General features: G+C 73.1%; 22 protein-coding genes. 13 read left to right on the top strand and 9 right to left on the bottom strand.

Translation table 11 applies throughout. The features are described 5' to 3' along the window. Nucleotides 1–27: 27 nt before the first annotated feature. Both ACZ6EM_RS05025 and ACZ6EM_RS05020 read left to right on the top strand, forming a co-directional pair. Nucleotides 28–615: a TetR/AcrR family transcriptional regulator gene (locus ACZ6EM_RS05025; protein WP_465771705.1), complete on the top strand. Its 588-nt coding sequence runs from the start codon at nucleotides 28–30 to the stop codon at nucleotides 613–615. A 107-nt stretch (nucleotides 616–722) separates the two neighbouring features. Then, nucleotides 723–1,676 (top strand): ADP-ribosylglycohydrolase family protein, encoded by a 954-nt coding sequence (locus tag ACZ6EM_RS05020; RefSeq protein WP_465771704.1) that lies wholly within the window; start codon nucleotides 723–725, stop codon nucleotides 1,674–1,676. Here the strand turns inward: ACZ6EM_RS05020 and ACZ6EM_RS05015 are convergent. Next, the gene (locus ACZ6EM_RS05015; RefSeq protein ID WP_465771703.1) at nucleotides 1,663–1,926 is read right to left on the bottom strand and encodes a GlsB/YeaQ/YmgE family stress response membrane protein; all 264 of its coding nucleotides are present in this window, start codon (nucleotides 1,924–1,926) and stop codon (nucleotides 1,663–1,665) included. The two genes, ACZ6EM_RS05020 and ACZ6EM_RS05015, sit on opposite strands and share 14 nt — an antisense overlap. 206 nt (nucleotides 1,927–2,132) lie before the next feature. After that, nucleotides 2,133–2,399: a GlsB/YeaQ/YmgE family stress response membrane protein gene (locus tag ACZ6EM_RS05010; RefSeq protein WP_355254305.1), complete on the bottom strand. Its 267-nt coding sequence runs from the start codon at nucleotides 2,397–2,399 to the stop codon at nucleotides 2,133–2,135. A gap of 257 nt (nucleotides 2,400–2,656) precedes the next feature. Here ACZ6EM_RS05010 and ACZ6EM_RS05005 point away from each other — a divergent pair, with 257 nt between their 5' ends. Further along, nucleotides 2,657–3,904 (top strand): glycosyltransferase, encoded by a 1,248-nt coding sequence (locus tag ACZ6EM_RS05005; RefSeq protein WP_465771702.1) that lies wholly within the window; start codon nucleotides 2,657–2,659, stop codon nucleotides 3,902–3,904. A gap of 118 nt (nucleotides 3,905–4,022) precedes the next feature. Here the strand turns inward: ACZ6EM_RS05005 and ACZ6EM_RS05000 are convergent, their stop codons facing one another. The 4 genes from ACZ6EM_RS05000 to ACZ6EM_RS04985 form a co-directional block, all read right to left on the bottom strand. After that, nucleotides 4,023–5,579 carry an NCS1 family nucleobase:cation symporter-1 gene (locus ACZ6EM_RS05000; RefSeq protein WP_465771701.1) on the bottom strand — a complete coding sequence of 519 codons (1,557 nt, stop codon included), beginning with the start codon at nucleotides 5,577–5,579 and terminating at the stop codon, nucleotides 4,023–4,025. Between the two features lie 162 nt (nucleotides 5,580–5,741). Beyond that, the gene (locus tag ACZ6EM_RS04995) at nucleotides 5,742–6,755 is read right to left on the bottom strand and encodes a TIGR03842 family LLM class F420-dependent oxidoreductase (RefSeq protein ID WP_465771700.1); all 1,014 of its coding nucleotides are present in this window, start codon (nucleotides 6,753–6,755) and stop codon (nucleotides 5,742–5,744) included. A gap of 155 nt (nucleotides 6,756–6,910) precedes the next feature. Then, on the bottom strand, nucleotides 6,911–8,359 hold the full coding sequence (gene hydA / locus ACZ6EM_RS04990) for a dihydropyrimidinase (RefSeq protein ID WP_465771699.1): 1,449 nt from the start codon (nucleotides 8,357–8,359) through the stop codon (nucleotides 6,911–6,913). Nucleotides 8,360–8,370: 11 nt separating this feature from the next. Beyond that, entirely contained in the window at nucleotides 8,371–9,213 is an 843-nt protein-coding gene (locus ACZ6EM_RS04985; protein WP_401046712.1) for a nitrilase-related carbon-nitrogen hydrolase, read from the bottom strand. A gap of 432 nt (nucleotides 9,214–9,645) precedes the next feature. Between ACZ6EM_RS04985 and ACZ6EM_RS04980 the strand changes: the two genes are divergently transcribed. The 10 genes from ACZ6EM_RS04980 (at nucleotide 9,646) to ACZ6EM_RS04935 (ending at nucleotide 21,492) form a co-directional block, all read left to right on the top strand. Further along, the gene (locus ACZ6EM_RS04980) at nucleotides 9,646–12,891 is read left to right on the top strand and encodes a hypothetical protein (protein WP_465771698.1); all 3,246 of its coding nucleotides are present in this window, start codon (nucleotides 9,646–9,648) and stop codon (nucleotides 12,889–12,891) included. A gap of 162 nt (nucleotides 12,892–13,053) precedes the next feature. Further along, the gene (locus ACZ6EM_RS04975; RefSeq protein ID WP_107086570.1) at nucleotides 13,054–13,131 is read left to right on the top strand and encodes a putative leader peptide; all 78 of its coding nucleotides are present in this window, start codon (nucleotides 13,054–13,056) and stop codon (nucleotides 13,129–13,131) included. 196 nt (nucleotides 13,132–13,327) lie between these two features. Next, nucleotides 13,328–13,990, top strand: coding sequence for a cysteine dioxygenase (locus ACZ6EM_RS04970; protein ID WP_465771697.1), 663 nt, complete (start codon nucleotides 13,328–13,330; stop codon nucleotides 13,988–13,990). Beyond that, entirely contained in the window at nucleotides 13,984–14,370 is a 387-nt protein-coding gene (locus ACZ6EM_RS04965) for a rhodanese-like domain-containing protein (protein ID WP_359900474.1), read from the top strand. The genes ACZ6EM_RS04970 and ACZ6EM_RS04965 overlap by 7 nt, the downstream gene beginning before the upstream one ends. A 214-nt stretch (nucleotides 14,371–14,584) precedes the next feature. After that, nucleotides 14,585–15,790 (top strand): ABC transporter ATP-binding protein, encoded by a 1,206-nt coding sequence (locus ACZ6EM_RS04960; RefSeq protein WP_465771696.1) that lies wholly within the window; start codon nucleotides 14,585–14,587, stop codon nucleotides 15,788–15,790. Further along, nucleotides 15,777–16,448 (top strand): ABC transporter permease, encoded by a 672-nt coding sequence (locus tag ACZ6EM_RS04955; protein ID WP_401045860.1) that lies wholly within the window; start codon nucleotides 15,777–15,779, stop codon nucleotides 16,446–16,448. The genes ACZ6EM_RS04960 and ACZ6EM_RS04955 overlap by 14 nt, the downstream gene beginning before the upstream one ends. After that, nucleotides 16,445–17,122, top strand: a complete 678-nt coding sequence (locus ACZ6EM_RS04950; protein WP_401045863.1) for an ABC transporter permease — start codon at nucleotides 16,445–16,447, stop codon at nucleotides 17,120–17,122. The genes ACZ6EM_RS04955 and ACZ6EM_RS04950 overlap by 4 nt, the downstream gene beginning before the upstream one ends. A gap of 45 nt (nucleotides 17,123–17,167) precedes the next feature. Beyond that, a complete protein-coding gene (locus tag ACZ6EM_RS04945) occupies nucleotides 17,168–18,124 on the top strand; it encodes an ABC transporter substrate-binding protein (RefSeq protein WP_465771695.1) in 957 nt (318 codons plus the stop codon). A 186-nt stretch (nucleotides 18,125–18,310) separates the two neighbouring features. Beyond that, nucleotides 18,311–18,892, top strand: coding sequence for a hypothetical protein (locus tag ACZ6EM_RS04940; RefSeq protein WP_465771694.1), 582 nt, complete (start codon nucleotides 18,311–18,313; stop codon nucleotides 18,890–18,892). A gap of 542 nt (nucleotides 18,893–19,434) precedes the next feature. After that, nucleotides 19,435–21,492, top strand: a complete 2,058-nt coding sequence (locus ACZ6EM_RS04935) for a glycosyl hydrolase family 18 protein (protein ID WP_465771693.1) — start codon at nucleotides 19,435–19,437, stop codon at nucleotides 21,490–21,492. Between the two features lie 147 nt (nucleotides 21,493–21,639). On the opposite strand, the gene ACZ6EM_RS04930 is transcribed toward ACZ6EM_RS04935, so the two are convergent. From ACZ6EM_RS04930 to ACZ6EM_RS04920, 3 genes are all read right to left on the bottom strand, one after another. Further along, nucleotides 21,640–22,974 (bottom strand): multidrug effflux MFS transporter, encoded by a 1,335-nt coding sequence (locus ACZ6EM_RS04930; RefSeq protein WP_465771692.1) that lies wholly within the window; start codon nucleotides 22,972–22,974, stop codon nucleotides 21,640–21,642. Nucleotides 22,975–23,266: 292 nt separating this feature from the next. Then, nucleotides 23,267–23,749: a hypothetical protein gene (locus ACZ6EM_RS04925; protein WP_359900458.1), complete on the bottom strand. Its 483-nt coding sequence runs from the start codon at nucleotides 23,747–23,749 to the stop codon at nucleotides 23,267–23,269. A 500-nt stretch (nucleotides 23,750–24,249) separates the two neighbouring features. Continuing rightward, nucleotides 24,250–25,128, bottom strand: coding sequence for an alkaline phosphatase family protein (locus ACZ6EM_RS04920; RefSeq protein WP_465771691.1), 879 nt, complete (start codon nucleotides 25,126–25,128; stop codon nucleotides 24,250–24,252). Between the last annotated feature and the right edge of the window lie 13 nt (nucleotides 25,129–25,141).

Raw genomic sequence — 25,141 nt, 5'->3', positions numbered from 1 at the left:
CGCACGACCCAAAGGACGGACCTCCCCGTGACCACGGACACCACACTCACCGCCGAGCAGATCCTGATCGCGGCGGAGGACGTCCTCCGGCGGTTCGGCCCGGCCAAGGCCACCGTCGTGGACGTCGCCCGCATCCTCGGCGTCAGCCACAGCAGCGTCTACCGGCACTTCCCCAGCAAGGCCGCGCTGCGCGAGGCGGTCACCCAGCGCTGGCTGGACCAGGCGCACCACGAGCTGGCGACCGTCTCCAGCGAGGGCGGCCCCGCCTCCGAGCGGCTGCACCGCTGGCTGAGGACGCTGTTCACGGCCAAGCGGAAGAAGGCGCTGGACGACCCGGAGCTGTTCGCCACCTACATGGTGCTGGTCGAGGAGAACAGCGGCCTGGTGGACGCCCATGTCGACACCCTGGTCGACCAGATCGCGCAGATCGTCACGGACGGCACGGAGCGCAAGGAGTTCAAGCTCACCCACATCCGCAACACCGCCCGCGCCGTCTTCGACGCCACCAGCCCCTTCCACGACCCGGCCTACGCGTCCACCTGGTCCACGCCCGGGGTCGACGACCGGTTCGAGGCCGTCTGGAAGCTCGTCCTCGGTGGCCTGAAGGTGAAGTGACGGTACGTCAGCACGCGGGGCGCCGGCGAGCGACGGGAAGCCCGTTCGCCGGCGCCCCGCCCGTCCGGCAGACTGCCGCGCACAGTTGATCTCACTCGGAGGATGACATGCGTACGGCCCGCCCGGTCCTGGACAGCCTGGAGGGGCTCGCCCTCGGCGATGCCTTCGGCGACCGCTGGTTCTCGGTCCCGCCGGACGAGGCAGCCGCCGCGCTGGCCGCCCGTCTGGTCCGGCGCGCGCCCTGGCACTGGACCGACGACACCGCCATGGCGCTCGTGCTGGTCCGCCACCTGCTCGGTGCGGGAGAGGTCCGGCCGGACGCGCTCGCCCGGGAGTTCGCCTCCGAGTACGCCCGCGAGTACGGCCGCAAGTACGGCCCGTCGATGCACCGGGTACTGCGCGGGATCGGCACCGGCGGGGACTGGCGCGCCATCACCGCGGGCCAGTTCGAGGGCCAGGGCTCGCACGGGAACGGCGCCGCGATGCGGGTCGCCCCGCTGGGGGCCTGGTTCGCCGACAACCTCGACACGGTGGTCCGGCAGGCCGAACTGCAGGCGCTCACCACCCACTTCCACCCGGAGGCGGTCGCCGGCGCGGTGGCGGTCGCCCTCGCGGCGGCGCTGGCGGTCCGGAGCCGGGGCGGAAGCCCGCCCGGCCGGGCCGAGTTGCTGACCGAGGTCGCCGGACGGCTGCCGGACTGCGAGGTCCGTTCCGGGCTGCGGATCGCCGCCCGGCTGCCCGGGCACACCAGCGTCCGGCACGCCGCCAGCGTGCTCGGCTCGGGGACCCTGATCTCCGCCCCGGACACCGTGCCGTTCGCCCTCTGGTCCGCGGCCGGGCACCTGGACTCGCTGCCCGAGGCCGTCTGGCACACCCTGGAGGGCTGGGGCGACAAGGACACCACCTGCGCCATCGCCGCCGGCGTGGTCGCCGCCCGGACCGGACTCGCGGACGTGCCGCCCGGCTGGCTCGCCGCCCGCGAGCCCCTCCCGGACTGGGTCGCCGAGGCGTCCGGGGCGTCCGGGGCCGCCGGCCACGGGCCGGTGGTCAGCGGCGGATGATGAAGCGGAACACCTTGTAGGCGAGGAGCAGGACCATCGCGCCGCCGATCGCCGACACCCAGGTCGTGATGTCGAGGAAGCTCACCTTCACCGCCCCGTGCATCCAGTTCGAGACGATCCAGGTGCCGATGTAGGAGCCGGTGATCCCGATCAGGGTGCTGCCGATCAGGCCGCGCTCACCCCTCGACATCGCCATCCTGGCCAGCGTCCCCGACACCAGGCCCAGCACGATCCACGCCATCCAGCTCATCCGCCGCCCCTTGCGTCATCGGTGTGACGACCCCGTCGAGCCCCCGGGTCCGACCGGAAGGACGTACGAGAGCCCCGCACCGTTCCAGCGCCCGGAAGGACCGGTGCGAACCGGCCATCCGGGCGCGGCCGCTCCGGGCGGCGGAACCCCTCACGGCAGGCCGTCCCATGGCCTCCCGGGTACCGACGCCGGAACGAACCCGGCCGTCAGCGGCGCGAGTTGCCGAACAGCAGCCGGTAGACGATCAGCAGCACCAGGGCGCCGCCGATCGCCGACACCCAGGTCGCGGCGTCGAAGAAGTGCGCGGTGACCGAGCGGTGCAGGAAGTGCGACGCGATCCAGCCGCCGACGAACGATCCGGCGATGCCGATCAGGGTGGTCACGATCAGGCCGCCCGGGTCCTTCCCCGGCAGCAGCAGCTTGGCCAGCGCACCCGCCAGCAGGCCCAGCACGATCCACGCGACGATGCTCATTCCGACATCCCCTCCCGTCTGCGGCGCCCCGGGCCCCGTCCCGTGCGCTCTGCCCGGAAGGACGCCTCCGCCCGCCCCCCGGTTCCGCCGCCCGGTTCGGCCGCCCGGCCCACCGCAGGGATCAGACGGGGTCAGCCACGTGGTCAGTCACGGCGCCCGCCACCTGCAGGCCGGCGTTCGATACCGGTCGACGGGGCCGGACCGCCCCCGCGCGTGGCGCCCTTCCTGCCCGCCGCCGACGCCGAAATACTGCGACCATGCGCATCCTGATCGCCACCGCCGGCTCCCGGGGCGACGTGGCCCCCTTCACCGGGCTCGGCGTCCGCCTGCGGGCGGCCGGACATCAGGTGGCCGTCGCGACCCACGACACCTTCGCCGGGCCCGTCCGGGCCGCCGGGCTGGAGTTCCGCCCGCTACCGGTCGACCCGCGCGCCGAACTCGCCTCCGCCGAGGGCCGGCGCCTGCTGCGGGCCGGCAGCGGACCGGGTGGAATCCTGCAACTCCTGCGGCTCGCCAGGAGGTTCATGCCGGCACTCGGCGAGGGCATCGCCGATGCCACGGCGCTCGGCACCGATCTGCTGCTGACCACCAGCACCACCAGCGCGCTCGGCCAGGTCGCCGCCGAGGCGGTCGGCATCCCCAGCATCGGGCTGTACCTCCAGCCCCTCTCCCCCACCCGGGAGTTCGCGCCCGCCGTCACCGGCACCCGGTCGCTCGGCCGGTCCGGCAACCTGCTGGCGGGGCACGCCGTCCAGGCCGCGACGGACCAGCTCTTCGGGCCGGCCGTCCGCGGGCTGCGGCAGCGGCTCGGCCTGCCGCCGCTCGGCGTCGCCCGGGCCCGTCGCAACCACCCCGTCCTGCACGGCTTCTCGCCGCTGGTGGTGCCCCGGCCCGCCGACTGGCACCCCCGGCTGGACGTGGCGGGCTACTGGTGGCCGCCCGAGCGGCCGGACTGGACACCCCCGGCCCGGCTACTCGACTTCCTCGCCGCCGGACCGCCGCCGGTCTTCGTCGGCTTCGGCAGCCTGGTCGTCCCCGACCCCGAGCGGCTCACCGCCACCGTCCTCGCCGCCGCCCGCGCCGCCCGGGTGCGCCTCCTCCTCCAGTCCGGCTGGAGCGAACTGGCCGCCGAGGACTCGGACTCCGTCCTGACCATCGGCGACACCCCGCACGACTGGCTCTTCCCCCGCACCGCCGCCGTGGTCCACCACGCGGGCGCCGGAACCACGGCGGCCGCCCTCCGCTCCGGGACTCCCACCGTCCCCGTGCCCGCCCAGCTCGACGCACCGTTCTGGTCCGCCCGGCTGGCCCTGCTCGGCGTCTCCCCCGGGCCCGTCCCGCTGCGCACCCTGACCCCGGCCCGCCTCGCCACCGCCCTCCGCCTGACCCTCGACGACCCCCGCTACCGCACCCGCGCCCGGGCCGTCGCGGCGGCCCTGACCGTCGAGGACGGCACCGCGAAGGTCCTCGCCGCCGTCGGCCGGGCGGCGGCAGCGACCGGGTGAGGAGCGAACGGCAGGCGGCAGACGGCAGGCGACGGACGACGGACGACGGACGACAGCGAACAACCGACCACCAACGGCTGACAGATTTCAAAATCTGTCAGCCGTTCGCCGTCATCCGTCAGCCCTCCCCCGCCCGCGCAGCTCCCCTCCCGAACAGCCCGCTCAGCCCCAGGTACACCACGGCCGCCGCCGCGAGCCCAACGGCCCAGCCGTAATCGGCGAGCGGCTTGAGGACGGGGATCAGGCCGTCCGCCGGGAACGGACCCTGCTTCGCCCCATCGGCGTCAAGGGTGGAGTACGAGCCGCCGACCGCCAGCACGCCGCCCACCAGGAGCGCCGTGACGGCCCTCCAGTTCCAACCGGCCGCGTACCAGTACGCCCCGCCCGGCCGGTACAGCTCGGCGAGCCGGAGGCGGGTGCGACGCAGCACCCAGTAGTCGGCGATCAGCACTCCGCCGACGGTGCCGAGCAGGCCGCCGACCACGCCCAGCCAGGTGAAGATGTACACGTGCGGGTCGGAGATCAGCCGCCACGGGAGGATCGCGATCCCGACCACCCCCGTGATCAGCGCCCCGGTCCGGAAACCGACGAGGCGGGGCAGCAGGTTGGCGAGGTCGTAGGCGGGCGACACGACGTTGGCGGCGATGTTCACCGACAGCGTCGCGACCAGCACGGTCAGCAGCGCGAACAGGATGCCGACCGGGTTCTCCATCTTGGCGGCCAGCTGGATCGGATCCCACACCGGCACCCCGTAGACCGCCTCGGAGCCAGAGGTGACCAGCACGGACAGGAACGCGAAGAGCGTCATCGTGGTCGGCAGGCCGAGCGCCTGCCCGCGTATCTGGGCCCGCTGACTGCCGCCGAAGCGGGTGAAGTCGGGGATGTTCAGCGCGAGCGTGGACCAGAACCCGATCATGCCCATCAGCGCCGGGAAGAAGACCTTCCAGAAGCCGCCGCCCCACCCCAGCCTGGACGGCTGGTCGAGCAGCGGCCCGACCCCGCCCGCCTTGACGGTGATCCACACCAGCAGCGCGAGCGCGCCGACGATGACGAACGGCGCCGCCCAGTTCTCGAACCGCCGCAGGGCCTCCATCCCCCGCGCGATGATGACCATCTCGATCAGCCAGAACAGCAGGAACGAGAGCCACTGGGTCCACGGGTGTCCGCCGAACTCCCCCGCGGTGCGCCAGGATTCACCGAGCAGTTTGCCGGCCAGCAGAAAGATGCCCTCGCCGCCGATCCAGGTCTGGATGCCGAACCAGGCGCAGGCCACCGCCGCCCGCAGCAGGGCCGGCAGGTTGGCGCCGCGCAGCCCGAACGAGGCGCGGGCGAAGACCGGGAACGGGATGCCGTACTTGGTGCCGGCGTGCCCGGTGAGCAGCATCGGGACCAGCACGACGAGGTTGGCGAGTGCGATGGTCAGCACCGCCTGCTTCCAGTCCATGCCGAGCGCGACCAGGCCCGAAGCCAGGGTCCAGGACGGGATGTTGTGGGCCATGCCGACCCAGAGCGCGAGGAAGTTGTACGTGGTCCAGGTGCGCCGCGCCACCGGGACCGGCCGGAGGTCGTCGCTGGTGAATCCGTTGGGGGGCAACTGTCCGTCGGCCGGGCCCAGTTCGACCCGGCCGTCGGGGTGATGCAGCTGTCTGCTGCCACTGGTTTCGGTTCCGGACACGGACAACTCCCGTCCGCCACGGCCGAATCCGCGGCCGGGCTCAGGTTGGGGTCAGGGGCGGGTTCACAGGCAGCTTCACGGCCGGGTTCACAGACAGGCGCACAGGATGGTTCGCGATCGGCGGCACGGGCAGGAGGTCACACGGAACTGCGCGGGCCGGCGTCACAGGTGCGGGATGACGTCCGTCCCGTACGCGTCGATGGTGGCCTCGATGGCGTCGTGCATGGCGTAGACGGCGAACTGGTCGACGCCGAGCGAGCGGAGCTCCGCCAACCGGGCCCGGTGCGCCTCCGCCGGGCCGATCAGGCAGAAGCGGTCGATGATCTCGTCCGGGACGAAGGCCGTGTCCGGGTTCCCGGCCCGCCCGTGGTGGCTGTAGTCGTAGCCCTGCCGGTCCTTGATGTAGTCGGTGAGCGCCTCCGGCACCAGGTCGGAGTGCTCGCCGTAGTGGCTGACCAGGTCGGCCACGTGGTTGCCCACCATCCCGCCGAACCAGCGGCACTGCTCCCGGGCGTGGGCGAGCGCCTCGGGCGAGTCGTCGGCGGTGACGTAGGCCGGGGCGGCGACGCAGACGGTGACCGAGTCCGGATCCCGGCCGGCCTCGACGGCGGCGGCCCGTACCGCCTTGATCATGAACTCGGTCAGGTAAGGATCGGCCAGCTGCAGGATGAAACCATCGGCCTGACGACCCGTCAGGTTCAGTGCCTTCGGACCGTACGCCCCCATCCAGATCGGCAGCGACGCTCCGGAGCGGACCCACGGCAGGTGCATCTCGGTGCCGTCCACCTCGGCGGTGCGCCCCTCGGCCAACTCCTTGATGGCGTGCATGGCTTCGGAGAGCCGGGCGAGGGTGGCGGGGCGTCGTCCGGCGACCCGCATGGCGGAGTCGCCGCGGCCGATGCCGCAGACGGTCCGGTTGCCGTACATGTCGTTGAGCGTGGCGAAGGTGGAGGCGGTCACCTCCCAGGTGCGGGTTCCGGGGTTGGTGACCATCGGGCCGACGGTCATCCGCTCGGTCTCGGCGAGGATCCGGCTGTAGATGACGAAGGGCTCCTGCCACAGCACGCAGGAGTCGAAGGTCCAGCCGTGGCTGAAACCGGCCTGCTCGGCGCGGATCATCCGGTCGATGAGCAGCCGGGCGGGCGGGTCGGTCTGAAGGACGAGGCCGATGTCCATGGAGGGCTCCAGGTAAGGGTTCTGCCCGCCGCCGACCGGCCACCGACCGGATCGGAGCGGCGGGCGGACGGCGGTCGGACGGCGAGCGGTGGAACGGCGAGCAGGCGGCGCCAGGTGACGCCGAACGGCGGAAGGGGCGGGAAGCGGGAGAGGGCTCAGACCAGGTACTGGCAGGTGTCCCGGCGCAGGAAGGCGCCGTGGCCGGCCCGGCCGAGCCAGGCGCCGTCGTCCAGCACGACGGTGCCGCGCGACATCACCGTCCTTGCCCGGCCGGTGAGTCGGCGGCCCTCGTAGGCCGAGTAGTCCACGTTCATGTGGTGGGTCGCGGCGGAGACGGTCTGCACCGCGGTGGGGTCGTAGACCACCAGGTCGGCGTCGGCGCCCGGGGCGATCGTGCCCTTGCGCGGGTGCAGGCCGAACATCCGGGCCGGGGTGGTGCAGGCGATCTCGACCCAGCGGCGCCGGCTGATGTGCCCGTCCACCACGGCCTGGTGGAGCAGGTCCATCCGGTTCTCGACGCCGGGCAGGCCGTTGGGGATCTTCGAGAAGTCGCCCCGGCCCAGCTCCTTCTGCCCGACGAAGCAGAACGGGCAGTGGTCGGTGGAGACCACCTGGAGGTCGTTGGTGCGCAGCCCGCGCCAGAGCGCCTCCTGGTGCTCGCGCGGCCTGAGCGGCGTGCTGCACACGTACTTGGCGCCCTCGAAGCCGTCGGCGCCCTCCTCGGCGAGGTTGTCGGTGGAGAGGAAGAGGTACTGCGGGCAGGTCTCGCCGAAGACGTTGAGGCCGGTGTCCCTGGCCTGGGCGATTTCGGCGAGCGCGGCGGCGGCGGAGACGTGCACCACGTAGAGCGGGCTGCCGGCCACCTGGGCGAGCTTGATCGCCCGGTGGGTGGCCTCCGCCTCCAGCAGTTCGCGGCGGACCTCGCCGTGGTAGCGGGGGGCGGTCCTCCCGGCGGCGAGCGCCTGCTCGACCAGGACGTCGATGGCGATGCCGTTCTCCGCGTGCATCATGATCAGCCCGCCGTTGGCGGCGCCGCGCTGCATGGCGCGCAGGATGCGGCCGTCATCGCTGTAGAAGACGCCGGGGTAGGCCATGAAGAGCTTGAAGGAGGTGGACTCTCCGGAGTCCACGAGGGCGTCCATCTCCTTCAGCACGGCGTCGTTGACGTCGGAGACGATGGTGTGGAAGGCGTAGTCGATCGCGCAGTTGCCCTCGGCCTTGGCGTGCCAGGCGTCCAGGCCCTCGCGCAGCGAGCCGCCGACCGGCTGGACGGCGAAGTCCACGATGGTGGTGGTGCCGCCCCAGGCGGCGGCCCGGGTGCCGGTCTCGAAGGTGTCGGAGGCCGCGGTGCCGCCGAACGGCAGTTCCATGTGGGTGTGGGCGTCGACGCCGCCCGGGATGACGTAGTGGCCGGTGGCGTCGATGACGGTGTCGGCGGTCCAGGCCCCGGCGGCGGAGCTGCCGGTGGCGGCGAGGGCGGCGATGCGCTCGCCCTCGATCAGGACGTCGGCGTGGACCTCCTCGGTCGCGGTGATGACGAGGCCGCCGCGGACGACGGTGCGCTGGTGCGGGTCGCGGGCGGCCCACACGTCGTTGGTGGTCATCGCGCTGCTCCTCACGCCTCGGCGAGCGGTCCGTAGGCGTCGGGCCTGCGGTCGCGGTAGAACGCCCACTGCTGGCGGACCTGCTCGATCAGGCCGAGGTCGAGGTCGCGGACGACGAGTTCCTCCTCCTTGTCGGAGGCGACGTCGCCGACGAACTGGCCGCGCGGGTCCACGAAGTAGGAGGTGCCGTAGAAGTCGTTGTCGCCGTACTCCTCGGTGCCGACGCGGTTGATCGCGGCGACGAAGTACTCGTTGGCGACGGCGGCGGCGGGCTGTTCGAGCTGCCAGAGGTAGGCGGACAGGCCGCGGCTGGTGGCCGAGGGGTTGTAGACGATCTGCGCGCCGGCCAGGCCCAGGGCGCGCCAGCCCTCGGGGAAGTGGCGGTCGTAGCAGATGTACACGCCGACCTTGCCGACGGCGGTGTCGAACACGGGCCAGCCGAGGTTGCCGGGCTTGAAGTAGTACTTCTCCCAGAAGCCCTTGACCTGCGGGATGTGGTGCTTGCGGTACTTGCCGAGGTAACTGCCGTCGGCGTCGATGACGGCGGCGGTGTTGTAGTAGACGCCGGGCTGCTCCTCCTCGTAGACCGGGACGACCATCACCAGCCCGAGTTCGCGGGCGAGTTCCCGCATCCGGCGCACGGTGGGACCGTCGGGAACGGTCTCGGCCCAGCGGTAGTGCTCGGCCTCCTGGACCTGACAGAAGTACGGGGAGTTGAAGACCTCCTGGAAGCCGATGATCTTCGCGCCCTGGGCGGCGGCCTCGCGGGCGTACCGCTCGTGGAGCGCGATCATGCTCTCCTGGTCGCCGGTCCAGCGGGTCTGGACGAGCGCGGCACGGACGATCTGCGACATGGGTACCTCCGCAACTCCGCGGTCCGGCCGTGCGGTCGGGCCCGCGGTCTGAGGGTTGACGGGGCGGGTCTGACCCGCGGTTCCGCTCGGGGAACCACAGGGTCTACGTGCGTAGAAAGCGATCTGTAGACGGTAGGCCCGGCCTCGGTGGCCTGACAATACGTTGACGGAAACGCGTCTGGGGAGATCTTGTTGCGCGGACACGCGGGTGGTCCCGGGTGCGATGAAAAGACGATCTACCCCGAGAGTCGCCTCCTTACTCGTTCGAGTGAAACCGAACGCCCGGGGTGCGCACATGGCGATGGCCGGGTAAGAGCCGCGTGAACTTCGCTGTGGATCACGATGGACCGTCAGTCCTCGCTGCTTTCATACAAGTTCGACGGCTCGGTCACGGGGGATCGAGGCGACCGAGCGGGGGCGACGATGACGGTGGTGCGGAATTCCGCGGCGGAAGCGGCGGAAGCGGCGGAAACTGCGGGAGCAGCAGGCACGGCGGGAGGCGAGGCGGGAGGCGCGGTTCCGGCCGGTACGACGGCGGGCGGAAGCCCCGCGGCGCGGCCGCCCGCGCTGCCCGCCTGGGCCGGCCTGCTGCTCGCCCTCGGCGCACTGGTCCCGGTCGTCCTCGGCGGGCTGCTGTTCCGGCACCGGGCACCGCACGTACGGGACGTCGCCCTCCAACTGGCCGGTTCCCGTGCGGCCGCCGAGGCGGTGGTCGGGGGGCGCGTCGCGGACCACCTGGCCGCACTGCGAGCCGACGGCTGGCTGATCGGCGGCTACGCGCTGACGCTGCTCGCCACCGCACTGCTCGGTGGGTACCTGCTCGGACCGGCACGCCGACGGCTGCCGGCGCTCGCGGTCGGCGGCGGCGGACTGCTGGCGGCCTGCTGCGATCTCGGCGAGGACGCGTTGCTGCGCGTGGGGCTCGACGACCTCCGCCCCGGCACGGGCGGCTCCGACACCCCCTCCGACACCCCCTTCGCCGCCGCCACCGCGCTCGCCACCGTCAAATGGCTCCTGCTCCTGCCCGCCGGGGCGGTCGCGGCAGGGCTCCTGGTGGTGACCGCCACCCGCGCCGTACGCGGGCTCCGGCCGGCGCGGGCGAGCGCGAAGGCCCACGGCACCGACTCCCCCGAGCGCCCGGCGCTGATCCCGCCCTGGCCGATCGCCACCCGGCACGGCGCCACACCGGCCGCCGCCGCGTCTCCGGACGCCCACGGCCCGCCGGGCGCCCGGGACACCCCGGTCCGGCATGCCCGCTGGCACGACGCCGCCCGGGTGCCGCCCGGCCGCGAACCCGCCGAACTCGGCTTCTGCGCCTCCGGCGGCGGCATCCGCTCGGCCTGCGTCACCCTCGGCGCGCTCCAGTCGCTGCGGCCCTGGCTGAAACGGGCCCGCTACCTCGTCTCCGTCTCGGGCGGCGGCTACACCGTCGGCGCGCTCCAGCTCGCGCTCAGCGACTCGGCGCCCGGCAGTCCGGTGCACGCCGTCTCGGGCCTGACGGCCGACACCGTGATGGAACCCGGCTCCCCCGAGGAGGACCACCTCCGCCGCCACGGCAAGTACGTCGCCGACGGCGCCGGCGAGTGGCTGGTCGCCCTCGGGACGCTGCTGCGTGGCGTCCTGTCCGCGCTCACCCTGCTGCTGGCCGCCGTCCTGACGCTCGGCCTCGGGCTCAGCCGCTGCTACCGGGCCGTACCGCTCACCGACCTGAGCCACCTGGCGGCCGCCGGGCTGCGCCACACCGACGCCGTACCGGGCCCGTTGGAGTTCCGGGTGCCCGCGCTCGCCGCCCTCGGCGTGCTGCTGGCCACGGCCGCCGGGTGCTGGCTGCTCTGGCTGCTGGCCTTCCCGTCGCTCGGCTGGCAGGCGCTGCTGCCGCGCGCCCTGCGCCGGGCCAACCTCGGCCTCCTCGGGCTGGCCGCCCTGCTGGCCGTCGGGGTGCTGGCGGTGCCGGAGCTGGCCTGGGGCGCGGTGCGGCTGCAGCAGGCGCTGGCGGCCGGGCCGCAGCTGACCGGCGCGGGTCTCGGCCTGACCGTGGCGCTCAGCTACCTGGCGCTGCTGCTCGGCATACTCTGGCGCGACCGCCGGTCGCCCGGCCGGGGTGCCACCCCACTGGGCCCGGCGGGCACGGCGGACGGCGGCACCGGTCACGGCGCGGGCCGTCCCCGCGGCGGTCGTGCCGCCGGCCTGCCCCAGACCCTCGTGGTGTGGTCCGCCCTCCTGGCGCTGACGGCCGGTGCGCTGCTGGCCCTCGGCTGGGCGGTCGCCACCGGGTACGCCTGGCCGACCGCCGTCCAGGTGCTGCTGCCGCTGCTGCTCGGCGCGGTCGGGCTGAACCTCGACCAGACCTGGATGAGCCTGCACCCGTTCTACCGGCTGCGACTGGCCTCGGCGTTCGCGGTCCGGCGCGCCACCGAGGGCGGCCGGTCGGTGGCCCGCCCGTACCACTTCTTCCGGGAGCAGACCTGGCTGAGCCACTACGGCGCCCGGCGCCCCGACTTCCCCCAGGTGATCTTCTCGGCGGCGGCCAACCTGTCGGGCAACTCCCGTACGCCGCCGGGCCGTCCGGCGGTCTCCTTCTCGCTCTCGTACGACTACGTGGGCGGTCCGGACATCGGGTACGCGCGCACCGACCTGCTGGAGCGGCGCACCCGTCCGCACATCGCCCGGGACCTCACCGTGCAGTCGGCGATGGCCGTGTCCGGCGCGGCCTTCTCCTCCGCGATGGGGCGGGAATCCCGGGTCCACCAGCGGCTCTTCGCGGTGACCAACGCCCGCCTCGGCACATGGCTGCCCAACCCGGCGGTGCTCGGCCCGGACTGGTCCGGCCCACCGGACTGGCGCCGCCCCGCGCAGCCGGCCGTCCGCCGCCTCCCGTACCAACTGCGGGAGCTGATCGGGCGGTTCCCGGCCGACGACCGCTTCCTGCTCACCACCGACGGCGGCCACTACGAGAACCTCGGGCTGGTCGAGCTGCTGCGGCACCGGGTGGGCACGGCGGTCTGCATCGACGCCAGCGGGGACGCGGGCTACGCCGTCAAGCTGGCCGCCGCGATCACCCTGGCCCGCGAGGAGCTGGGCGTCGTCATCACCCTGCACGAGCCCGAACTGCTGATTCCCGGCAGCGCCGCCGACCGGCCCACCGACCGGCCCACCGGGGGCGGCGGTGCGGACGACGGCGCGGACCATGGTGCGGACGACGGCGCGAAGGACCGCACGAACGACCGCGCGAGCCGTCGGCCACCCTTGCGCGGGCTCGCGGCGCAGCTGTCCGCCCGGCTCTCGGCCCGGGCGGTGATCACCGGGGACATCCACTACCCGGACCTGGACGAGGGGCCAGGGGCAGTCCGGCACGGCCGGCTGGTCGTCCTCCAGGCGGTACTGACCCCCGACATGCCGTACGAGCTGCACGCCTACGCGATGGCGAACCGGGCCTTCCCGAACGACCGCACCAGCGACCAGTGGTTCGACCACCAGCAGTTCGACGCCTACCAGACACTCGGCCGCCACCTGGGCGAGCAGGCCGCGCCCCTGGTCGAACAGGCACTGGCCGACCAGGCACTGGTAGGACCGGCGCCGGGCGCCGGCGGGTCGGTGCCCGCGCAGCCGACGGGCGACACCGCGTCGGCGCCGCCCGCCACGAGTCCAGCGGTTCCGCGCCACCTGGTCGAGGAGTAGAGGTCGAGGAGTGGACGAGGGACGGTCGAGAAGGACGGTCGAGGAGTGCTCGAAGGGCGGTCCGACCGGCGGCCGACGGGTCCGCCCGGCACCGGCAACGGGCGGCGGCGGGCCGTCGGCTCGGCTTGACTTCGTCCGGTTCGCTCGGGAAAGATCCGGCGCATGGACTCCGGCGCCACTCTGGTCTGCCGCCTGCACGTCGATCTGCGACGCCAGGCGAGTTCCATCTGTGCCTGTTGACCTTGCTCTCCCCCGCCGGTCCCGCCCTGTGACGTCCGCCAGGTCCCGCGCCGCGCACCCGCACCCGCAGTTCTGACTCCTGCCCCGCCCCGGCGCACCCGTTCGTGCCGAGCCGCTCCGTCGGCCCGCGCCCGTCCGACGCCGCCGGACGCCGGGCGCTTCCCGCCGACGTTCCCGCCGCACCCGAGGACGCCCCATGAGCCCGAGCCCGAGCATCAGCCGCCACACCCGCCCGGCCACCGGCCCCGAAGCCGACATCGACACCGGCACCGGCACCGCCACCGACGCCAGTGCCGGTGCCATCACCACCGCCGACACCATCGGCACAACCGCCGCCGCCGGCTCCGCGAGCCCGGCGAGCGCCCCCGAGCCACCACCGCCGCCGCCCGCCGGGGACACCCCCGCGCCGCTCACCCCCAGCACCCTGCGGACCATCGTCCGCGAGCTGGCCGAGCGGCCCGACGAGTGGATCCACCACGTCCGCCTCTCCACCGAGGAGCGCTGGTACCGCCGCCTGGCGGCCGACGAGGACCACGAGGTGTGGCTGATCAGTTGGCTGCCCGGCCAGTCCACCGGCTTCCACGACCACGGCGGCTCACGCGGCGCCTTCACCGTCGCCCTCGGCGAGTTGGAGGAGCTGTCCCTCGGCGGCCCGGAGCAGGGCCTGCTGATCCGGCGGATCCCGGCCGGCACCGCCCGCGCCTTCGGCCCCGAGTACGTGCACGACGTGCGCAACACCGCCGTCGGCCCTGCCGTCACCCTGCACGCCTACTCGCCGCCGCTGAGCTCGATGGCGCACTACGACCTGCGGGCCGGCGGGCTCGTCCGCACCTCCGAGGAAGGACCGGAACAATGGTGACCACGATCGACGACCTGGTGGAGCGGGCCCGGCAGGGCGTGCACCGGCCGCGCGCCCGCGAGGCCTACCAGGCCCAGTTGGACGGCGCGCTGCTGGTGGACATCCGTCCGGCGGCGCAGCGGGCGGCCGAGGGGGAGATCCCCGGCTCGCTGATCATCGAGCGCAATGTGCTGGAGTGGCGACTCGATCCGACGGGCAGTCACCGGATCCCCGAGGCCTCGGGCTACGACGTCGAGGTGATCGTGGTCTGCTCCGAGGGCTACGCCTCCAGCCTGGCCGCCGCTTCCCTGCGCGAGCTGGGGCTGCACCGGGCGACCGACCTGGACGGCGGTTTCGTGGGCTGGGCGGCCTCCGGTCTGCCGACCCGTCAGGGCGGCTGAGGTCGCAGTCCCACCGCGTGCCGGGCGGTAAATCAAGGACAGGAGATGATGCAGGTCATAGTCTGATCAGAGTTTCCGCCGGTCCAAAGCTGGGCAGCCACGCGGGCGGAAGTACGCCCGGGCGCTTGAAACCGCCGTCACCGAACGACCCGACCGAACGACCGAACGACCCAGGCGCCGCCTCCCCGGGGCGCCCTGACGAGGAAACTCCCACGTGATCAGATTCGAGGGCGCCGGAAAGCGCCACCCCGACGGCACCGTCGCGGTCGAGGGCCTGGACCTGGAGGTCCCGACCGGTCGGATAACCGTCCTGGTCGGCCCGTCCGGCTGCGGAAAGACCACCCTGCTGCGCATGGTCAACCGAATGGTCGAGCCCACCTCGGGCCGGGTCCTGCTGGACGACACGGACGTCGCGAAGCTGGAACCCGCCAAGCTGCGCCGTGGCATCGGGTACGTGATCCAGCAGGCCGGGCTCTTCCCGCACCGCAAGGTGATCGACAACATCGCCACCGTCCCCTACCTGCTCGGCTGGGACCGCAAGAAGGCCCGCGCCCGCGCCGCCGAACTGCTCGAACTGGTCGGACTCGCACCGGAGACCGCCAAGCGGTACCCGTTCCAGCTGTCCGGCGGCCAGCAGCAGCGGGTCGGCGTGGCGCGGGCGCTGGCCGCCGACCCGCCGGTGCTGCTGATGGACGAACCGTTCAGCGCGGTCGACCCGGTGGTGCGGGCGGGGCTCCAGGAGGAGCTGCTGCGGCTCCAGTCCGAGCTGCACAAGACGGTGCTGTTCGTCACCCATGACATCGAGGAGGCCGTCCGGCTCGGTGACCAGGTGGTGGTGCTCCGCGAGCGCGGCCGGGTCGCCCAGCTGGCCGACCCGCACACCCTGCTCACCACCCCCGCCGACGAGGGCGTAGCCGCCTTCCTCGGGCGCGACCGGGGCCTGCGCGGCCTCGGCCTGCGCCCCGCCCGGGCCGTCGAGCTCCGCCCAGTGGGCGACGGACTCCGCTACGGGGGCTGGGAGTTGGCCCTGGACGACGAGCGCCGCCCGATCGGCTGGATCGACCGCGACGCCGTCGTCGCCGAACTCCAGCCGACGGCCGGCTTCCACCCGGACACCGATACCCTGCGCACCGCGCTGGACGCCGCCGTCCTCTCCCCCGCCGGGGTCGCCGTGGCGCTGGACGCCGACGGCCGGGTCACCGGCACCGCGAGCCGCGAGGCCGTCCTCGCCGCGCTGCGGCCCGACGCCTCCGGTCCGCCGGCCGCCGATGCCCCCGTCCGCATCGACAAGTCCCCGATCGCCGGGAGCCACGCGGACGACGCGAGCGACACGGGCGGCACCGGCCGCACCGCCGGCACGAGCGGCACCGGCCTCACGGACGGCACGGACGGCACGGACGGAGCCGATGGTGGACGATGAACCGATCGTCCGCTGGTACTGGATCGGCGATCACCTCGGCTACCTCGGCCACCTGCTCGCCGACCACGCCGTGATCGCCCTCGTCCCCGTGCTCATCGGCCTGCTGCTGGCCGTCCCGCTCGGCCTGGCCTGCGCCCGCTACCCCCGGCTGTACCAGCCGCTGTCCGCCGTGTTCAACATCGTCTACGCGCTGCCCTCGCTGGCTGTGTTCGTGGTGCTGATCCCGTACACCGGCCTCGCCACCCAGGCGACCGTGATGATCCCGCTCACCTTCTACGCCCTCGCCGTGCTGCTGCCGACCACCGTGGACGGACTGCGCGCCGTCCCGGACGCCGTCCGGCAGGCCGCGACCGCGATGGGGTACGGGCCGTGGCACCGGCTGACCGCGGTCGAGCTGCCCGCCGCCGTGCCGTACCTGATCGCCGGACTGCGGGTCGCCGCGGTGTCCAGCATCTCGCTGGCGAGCGTGGGTGCGCTGGTCGGCCGCGGCGGGCTCGGCTACCTGTTCGTCGACGGCTTCCAGCGCACCTTCCCGACCCCGATCGTGGCCGGCATCGCGCTGATCGCCGTCCTGGCACTGGCCGTCGACCTGCTGCTGGTCACCGCCCGGCGGCTGCTCGCACCCTGGGCCGTCCGGGAGAAGGGAGCCGGCTCGTGAACTGGCTGAACTGGCTGGGCGACTTCTTCACCGCCCCGGACCACCTCAGCGGGCCGGACTCGATCGCGCACCGGGTCGCCGAGCACCTGCTGCTCTCCGGCGAGGCCCTGCTGTGCGCGACGCTGCTCGCCGTCCCGCTCGGGCTGTTGATCGGCTACACCGGGCGCGGCGTCACCGTGGTGACCGCGTTCGCGGGCGCCGCCCGCGCCCTGCCCACCCTCGGCCTGGTGACGCTGGCCGTGCTGCTCGCCGGGGTCGGCGACACCGCCGTACTGATCCCGCTGGTCGCCCTGGCCGCGCCGCCGTTACTGGTGGCCGCCGTCGAGGGGGTGCGCGGCACCGACCCGGACGTCCGGGACGCCGCCCGCGGCATCGGGCTGACCCACCCCCAGGTGCTGCGGCAGGTCTGCCTGCCCTCGGCCGCGCCGACCCTGCTGGCCGGCTTCCGCACGGCGACCGTGCAGGTGATCGCGACCGCCACGGTGGCTGCCTACGTCGGTCTGGGCGGCCTCGGCCGCTACGTCATCGACGGGCTGGCGACCCGCAAGTACGCCGTGACCGTGGGCGGCGCGCTGCTGGTGGTGCTGCTCGCGGTCGCCGCCCAGCTGTTCTTCGCCCTGCTCGCCCGGTTCGCGCTCCCGCCCGGGGTGCGCGCCCAGCAGCGGCCCCACTGACGTCCGTCTCCCCTCACCTCCCGTTCCGGAAGGACATTTGTCATCATGTCGACAATCAACCGAAGCCGTCGCGCCGTCGTCCTCGGCACCCTCGCCGCGCTCGCCCTCGGAGCCACCGCCTGCGGATCCTCCGGCGGGGACCCGCTCGGCGGGGGGTCGAGCGCCTCGGCCCCGGCAGGCGGCTCGGGCGGCTCAGGCGGCTCAGGCGGCTCGGGGTCGACGGTCGTGGTCGGCTCGGCCAACTTCCCGGAGAACGTCCTGCTCGGGTCGATCTACTCGCAGGCTCTCAAGGCCAAGGGCGTCAAGGTCCAGGAGAAGTTCAACATCGGCAGCCGCGAGGTGCTCTACGGACAGCTGCAGAGCGGCAACCTGACCGTCCTGCCGGAGTACAACGGCTCACTGCTCGCCTACCTGGACCCCAAGTCCACCGCCGCCACCACCCAGGACGTCAACGCGGCGCTCGCCACGACGCTGCCCGCCTCGCTGGGCCTCCTCGAATCGTCCCCGGCCGAGGACAAGGACTCGCTCAGCGTCACCCAGGAGACGGCCGACAAGGACAACCTCAAGAGCATCGCCGACCTCGCCGCCAAGGCCGGAGAGTTCACCATCGGCGGGCCGCCGGAGTTCAAGAACCGTCGCGAGCAGCAGCTCAAGGACGTCTACGGACTGACCTTCAAGGAGTGGAAGCCCACCGCCGACACCACCGCGAACGCGGTCAAGGACGGCAACATCCAGGTCGGCAACGTGTTCACCACCGACCCGAAGATCGCTCAGTACAAGCTCGTCCCGCTGGCCGATCCGAAGAACATCTTCGGCGCGCAGAACGTCACCCCGCTGGTCTACAAGGCGGGCGTGGACGCGACCGCGACAGCGGCGCTCAACGCGGTGTCGGCCAAGCTCGACACCGCCGGCCTGGTGGCTCTGATGAAGCGCGTTTCGGTGGACAAGGAGGACCCGTCGGCGGTCGCCAAGGACTGGCTGAAGTCCAACGGGCTCGGCTGACGGCGGTCCGGCGCGGACGCCCCCGGACGCCCGTGGATACCTGCGGACGCCCGCGGACGCCCGCGGATCATGAACGCGGCGGCCCGGAGGAGTTTCCTCCGGGCCGCCGCCCGCCGTTCCGGCGATCCTCCTGAGCCACCGGAGACACCTTCCCTTCCATGCCGCGAACATGACACTCTGGGCGCCATGCGCACTCGTCTCCTCGCCGCCACCCTCACGGCACTCGCCGCGGTGAGCCTCGCAGCCTGCTCCAGCTCCGGATCGGGCTCGGGCTCGGGCTCGGGCTCGGACAAGGCCACCTCCGCGGCCGGCTCCCCCACCGCCTCCGCCGCATCGACCCCCGCGCCCTCCGACGCCACCACCACACCCGCGGCCCCCGCGCCCGGCTCGGCCGCCCCCACGGCCGACGGCGCCACCGGCGCTCCCGCCCCCGACGCCGGCACCTCGGGAGCCCCCGCACCGGCCAAGCCCGCCCCGCCCACCGACGCCGGACTGCCCGCCAAGCCGGGCACCGACCTGGCGACCAAGCTGGTGTCCGCGCTGGACGCGATCGACCCGGCGATCGTCGGCGGCAAGCCGGACCAGGCCGTGGACCGGGCGCGCAACCAGTGCCAGTCGATGTACCAGTTCCCCAAGGACAAGCAGAAGCTGGTCGACCTGGCCAACCAGCGTTTCACCTCCGCCGACCACCCGCAGGGCTTCGGCCCGGACACCGCCGCGAAGATCAACGAGGCGCTGCTCTCCACGCTCTGCCCGCCGTCCCGCTGACTCCGGCCACCGATCCAGGCCACCAATCCGGGCCGACAGGTCCACGGATCCGCGACACCATGAACCGCCCGGTGTCCTGAGCGCCGGGCTGCCGTGGCCGCGCCCCTTTCCGGGGTGCGCGGCCACGGCCTTCTCGTTTCGGGGCCTCTCGCGTCACCGGCACCGACTCCAGCACCGGCACCGCCCCCCTCCCACCCCCTTTCACCACGCGGACCGTGTGCTGACGAACTGTTAGGTCTCTTGACAGACCAGTGGTCTAGTCCAAACATAAGCATGTCGATCCGACCGGGATGCACTGTGGGGGTGTGACCACCGGCGGCTGAGGCACTGCCCTGCCATGCTCCACTCCACCCCCGCTCCGTACGGCGCGCATGCGCCCGCCGCCCGCGTCCGCGCGAGCCGGTGGGCGTTCGCACGCCCGCACGCCCGTACTCCCGATATCCGCACCGGTCCCGGGATCGCGGCCGACCTCACTCGGCCGCCCCGCCCGGACCGACCGCACCTCCCCAACGTCCTGCCCCACCAAGTCTGTTGGAGAATCCATGCGCCTTCGCAGAACAGTCCAGGCCGTGTTGACGGCCTGCGCCACACTGGCCGCCTCGGCCGGCCTGGTCGCCGCCGGGACGAGCTCCGCCCAGGCCGCCACCCCGCTGCCCAGCCGGGTCTTCGCCCCCTACTTCGAGTCCTGGACCGGCCAGAGCCCGGCCCAGCTGGCCGCGCAGTCCGGCGCCAAGCACCTGACCATGGCGTTCCTCCAGGCCGCCACCAAGGGCTCCTGCACGCCGTACTGGAACGGCGACACCTCCAAGCCGGTGTCCTCCTCCACCTTCGGCGCCGACATCGCGACCATCCGCGCCAACGGCGGGGACGTGATCCCGTCCTTCGGCGGCTACACCGCCGACAACACCGGCACCGAGCTGGCCGACAGCTGCACCGACGTCAACCAGATCGCGGCCGCTTTCGAGAACGTGATCACCACCTACGACGTCAGCCGGATCGACCTCGACATCGAGGACAACTCGCTCACCAACAGCGGCGGGATCGACCGCCGCAACAAGGCGATCAAGCTCGTCCAGGACTGGGCGGCCACCAAGGGCCGGACCATCCAGTTCTCCTACACGCTGCCGACCACCCCCTCCGGACTGGCCGACAGCGGCCTCGCGGTGCTGCGGAACGCGGTCAGCAACAACGCGCGGATCGACGTCGTCAACATGATGACCTTCGACTACTACGACAACGCCACCCACGACATGGCGGCCGACACCCAGACCTCCGCGCAGGGCCTCTACAACCAGCTCGCCAAGCTCTACCCGTCCAAGACCCCCGCCCAGCTGTGGGGTTCGATCGGGATCATCGAGATGATCGGTGTCGACGACTTCGGCCCGGCCGAGACGTTCACCCTGGCCAACGCCAACACCGTGTACAACTGGGCGGTCTCCAAGGGCATCAACACGCTGTCCTTCTGGGCGCTCCAGCGCGACAACGGCGGCTGCCCTGGCACGGCCGGGAACGACAACTGCTCCGGGATCACCCAGAACACCTGGGACTTCAGCCACATCTTCGCGCCGTTCACCAGCGGCTCGACGGTGAACAACGACTTCTCGGTGTCGGTCAGCCCGAACTCCGCCACCGTCGCCGCCGGTTCGTCCACCTCGGCGACCGTCGCGACGGCCGTGACGGCGGGCTCGGCGCAGAGCGTCAACCTCACGGTCAGCGGGGCCCCGGCCGGCGTCACCGCCACCGTCACCCCCGGCAGCGTCACCGCCGGCAACAGCGCCACGCTCAACATCAGCACCATATCCGGTGTGACGCCCGGGAGTTACCCGATCACGGTGACCGGATCGGCGGCCTCCGGCAGCCACACCGGCACCTTCACCCTGAACGTCACCGGCACCCAGCCCGGCAACGACTTCTCGGTCGCCGTGAACCCGAACTCCGGTACGGTCGCAGTCGGTTCGTCCACCTCCGCCACCATCACGACGGCGACCACCGCGGGCTCGGCACAGACCGTCAACTTCTCGGTCATCAGCGTCCCGACCATCGGCATCAACGCCACCGTCACTCCTGGCAGCGTCACCACCGGCAACAGCGCGACGCTCAACATCAGCACCACCTCGGCCGCGACTCCGGGCACCTACCAGCTCGGCGTCACCGCCACCGGCCCCTCCGGCAGCCACACCGCGGCCTACACCCTGACCATCACCGGAACCGGCCCGACGACCGGCCTGGTCAACGGTGACCTGGAGAGCGGCAGCCTGACCCCGTGGACCTGCCAGAGCGGCGGCGCCGTGGTCTCCACCCCGGTCCACTCCGGCACCAAGGCGCTCCAGGCGGCGGCCACCGCCGGCCAGACCGGCGAGTGCTCACAGACCGTCACCCTGAAGCCCAACACCAGCTACACCCTGAGCGGCTGGGTGCAGGGCAACTACGCCTACGTCGGCGTCAGCGGCGGCGCCACCGCCAGCGCCTGGACCAGTTCCTCCGGCTGGACCAAGCTGTCCGTCCCCTTCACCACCGGCGCCAACGGCACCGTCACCGTGTATCTGCACGGCTGGTACGGCCAGGGCAACGTGTACGGGGATGACTTCTCCATCGCCTGAGTCCGCTTCGGGTGACGAATGACGGATGACAGCTGACAGATTTCATTTTCTGTCAGCTGTCATCCGTCCTCTGTTCCCTGTTATCTGTTCGCTGTTCTCTGTTCCCTGTCGTCCGTTCGTCGGCGTCCGTTCGCCGCTGTTCGCCCGTCAGCCGCCCGCCGCCCGCATCCGCTCCGGCCGGCACAGCGCCAGGTACGCCACCGTCGCCAGCACCCCGCAGACCAGGACCACCAGCGCCAGCAGCACGGCGGACGGCCGACCGCCCAGGCTGCTCAGCGGTGCGACCACCGCACCGCACAGGAAGTTGCCCGTCCCCAGCAGCGCCGACGCCGTGCCCGCCACCTGCGGCTCGACCAGGCCGAGCGCCTGGGCGGCGGTGTTCGGCAGCAGTACCCCGAGGCTGCCCATCATCACGAACAGCGGCGGGCAGAACCCGGCCAGCCCGAAGTCCCACACCGTCGTCAGCAGCACCAGCGCCGCCCCGGCGGCGACCGCCGCCGCGAGGCTGCCCAGCATCAGCGCCCGCTGGGTGAAGCGCGGCGCCAGCACCCGTCCGTTCACCTGGGTCATCACCACGATCGAGAACGAGTTCAGCCCGAACAGCAGGCTGTAGGTCTGCGGCGAGACCTGGTACACGTCCTGGAGGACCGTCGACGACCCGCTGATGTAGCCGAAGAGCGCCCCGAAGGCGAGGGAGCTGGTCAGCGCCAGCCCGAGGAACGGCAGGTTGCGCAGCAGCCTCCCCATCGTCCGCAGGGCCGCACCGACCCCGCCGCGGTCCCGGGTCTCCGGCGGCAGCGTCTCGCGCAGCACGCCGAACGAGACCAGGGTGAGCAGCAGTCCGAGGGCCGTGAGCACGCCGAAGGTGCCGCGCCACGAGGTGAACCGCATCAGCTGCGCACCGATGATCGGGGCGAGGATCGGCGCCAGCCCGGAGATCAGGGCGATCGAGGCGAGGAAGCGCAGCAGTGCGACGCCCTGGAAGCGGTCCCGGGAGACGGCGCGCCCGATCACCAGCCCGGCGGAGCCGGCCGCGCCCTGGACGAAGCGGCCGACGATCAGCACCGTCAGGTTCGGCGCGAACACGCACGCCACGCTGGCCAGGGTGTAGAGGACGAGCCCCGCGAGCAGCGGCCGACGGCGCCCGTAGCGGTCGCTGAGCGGCCCGAAGAGCAGCTGACCGGCCGCGACCCCGAGCATCGAGAAGGTCAGGGTGAGCTGGACGGCGGCCGGCTGGGCGACCAGGTCGTCGGCGATCGCGGGCAGGCCCGGGAGGTAGAGGTCGGTGGTGAGCGGGCCGAGCGCGGCGATCCCGCCGAGGGCGGCGATCACGGCCCAGCCGGGCCGGGCCTGGCCGGTGGCGGTGGCGGGGGCCGGGGCCGGGGCCGGGGCGGCAAGGGACGCGGGGTCGGGAGTGGTGGCGGGTGCGGGAGCGGCAGCGGTCGACGTGTCGTCGGTGGGGCCGACGGTCGGGCCGGGCATGGTTCTCCTTACGGACGGGTGACGCGGGGTTCGTTCGCGCTCCGTCCTATCGCAGCCCGGGCCGGTTCCGACAGCGGGGGTGCACGCTGTTCGGCCGTGGGGGTGCGTCCGGCGGTCGCCCCGCTGCCCGGCCCGGCCCGCACACGACGACGGCCCGCCCGCACCTTCCGGTGCCCGGCGGGCCGTTCCGTTCCGTTCCGCTCCCGGGCCGAAGTGGCCGGGAGGAGTCCTCGGCAGTGGTCGGGGGGGCCGTCGCCCGGCCGGCGGGCGCCCCCGGGGCCGGTCGCCGGACTCAGCGCTTGGCGACGTGCTCGGCGCGCAGCGCCGCCTGCACCGCGGCGCCGTCCTGCCAGGCGTAGAGCTGGTTGCCGGTCAGGGCCACGTTGTAGTGCCCGCAGGTGCCGGTGGCCTTGGTCGCGACGCTCTCGGGGAACCAGCCGGCCTTGAGCGCCTGCGGAACCGGGTGCGCGCTCTTGCCCGGCAGCCCGGCGGTGCAACCGGCGGGCAGCCGGCCCTCCGGGAGGGTGGCGCGCAGCAGGCGGTCGTCGCCCGTGGTGGACATCAGGTACTTCACCCCGGAGGCGTCGTCGGGCAGCCAGGTCGGCATCGACCGGCGGTCCGCCTTGGCCTGGGTGCCGGTCTCGTACGCGCCCTGCTGCTGGTGGTGCTCGTCGTACCAGTCGGACACCCGCGGGCCGATTGCCACAGCCGCCACGGCGACAGCCATGCCGGTACCCGCGACTCCCAGCGCGACCTTGCTCACGATGCCCTTCATGCCCGACTGCCCTCTCCGTGTCGTGACCGATGCGGCCGTTGCCGCTCGTGCCGTTGCCGCTCGTCTTCGCTGTCGGCGGCCGCTCAGGTCCGCGTCACCGACCCGGTCGGCGTGCTCCGCCGTCCGGTGCAACCATCGTGGCCCGTCCGGACCCGTCGGATCGTCACCACCAGGTCGCGAACTTGTCTCCGACCCACGGGGTACCTTCTCCACCTTCAGGCGTATGTCCTCCGGCAGGGACCCTGAGGCCCGCGGATTCCGGACCTGCGGATCCCGGCCCCACGGATCCCTGAGCCACAGGCCCCGGCACCGCCGGTCGCCGGGTCCGTGCCGCTCCGGCGCTCAGGTTGGCACGCCCGGGTCGAGAACGGCCCGAGCCCCGATCGAGCCTTGCTCAAGCCCGGAGCCGCCGCAGCCCGGCCTGCTGCAGCCGGGTCACCGGCCGCCGCCGCTTCGGACCACCACCGCTTCGGACCACCACCGCTTCGGGCGACGCGGTTTCAGACCGCCGCCGGTACCGGACGGGCGACCGGGAACGGGCGGCCGTCGAGGGTCCAGTGCGGGTCGATCGGACGCAGCAGCGAGGCGTACACCTGCGCGGCGACGTCCGGATGACGGATCTCGCCGGTGGGCGGGCCGGCCAGGATGTCGTGCCCGGCGCAGGCCACCCAGGCCGTCCGCTCCTCGGCCGTACGGCCACCGTGGCCGCCGGCGTCCACGTGCCCGTGGTCGGTGACGACGATGACCGTCCACTGCTCCTCGGCGTGGGTCGCCCGGCCCCGGACGGCGTCGAGGAGGCGGCCGAGGCGCTTGTCGGCGGTGCGCATGGACGCGCGGTACTCGTCGCCGCAGCCCAGGAAGTGGGCGGTCTCGTCGACGGCGCCGAGGTACACGAAGGACGCCTCGGGGTCGGCGGTGCCGAGGACGTGGACGGCCTCCCGGGTGACCTCCTCGTCCACCGCCTCCCAGGCCTCGGGGGTGTCCTCGGCGGGGGCCACGTAGGAGAGCCGGCCGGGGGCGCGGAACAGCGGGCCGCCGGACTCGTTGATCATCAGCGGGTCCCAGCCGGCCGCGACGAAGGTGCGGCGGCGGTCGCCCCGGGCGAGGCGGGTGGCGAAGTCGGGGAACACGTCGAGCCGGTTGCCGCCCAGGTGGTTGCCCCACACCCCGTGCTTGGCGGGCTCGACGCCGGTCACGATGGTGGCCCAGCACGGCCCGGACATGGTGGGCGTGCTGTCCGCGACGGTGACCGGCACCAGGAACCCGGCCTCGGCGACCTCCTGCAGGCGGGGCATCGGCACCTGCGCCAGGAAGTCGTGGCGGACGCCGTCGATCCCGACGACGAGCACGCGGGGGCGGGGCCACTGGGCAGCGGACATGGGGGTTCCTTTC

This window comes from Kitasatospora sp. NPDC041917, from assembly GCF_055589745.1.
The sequence above is the reverse complement of the archived record's forward strand: the minus strand, read 5'-3'. Positions and strand labels throughout refer to the sequence as shown.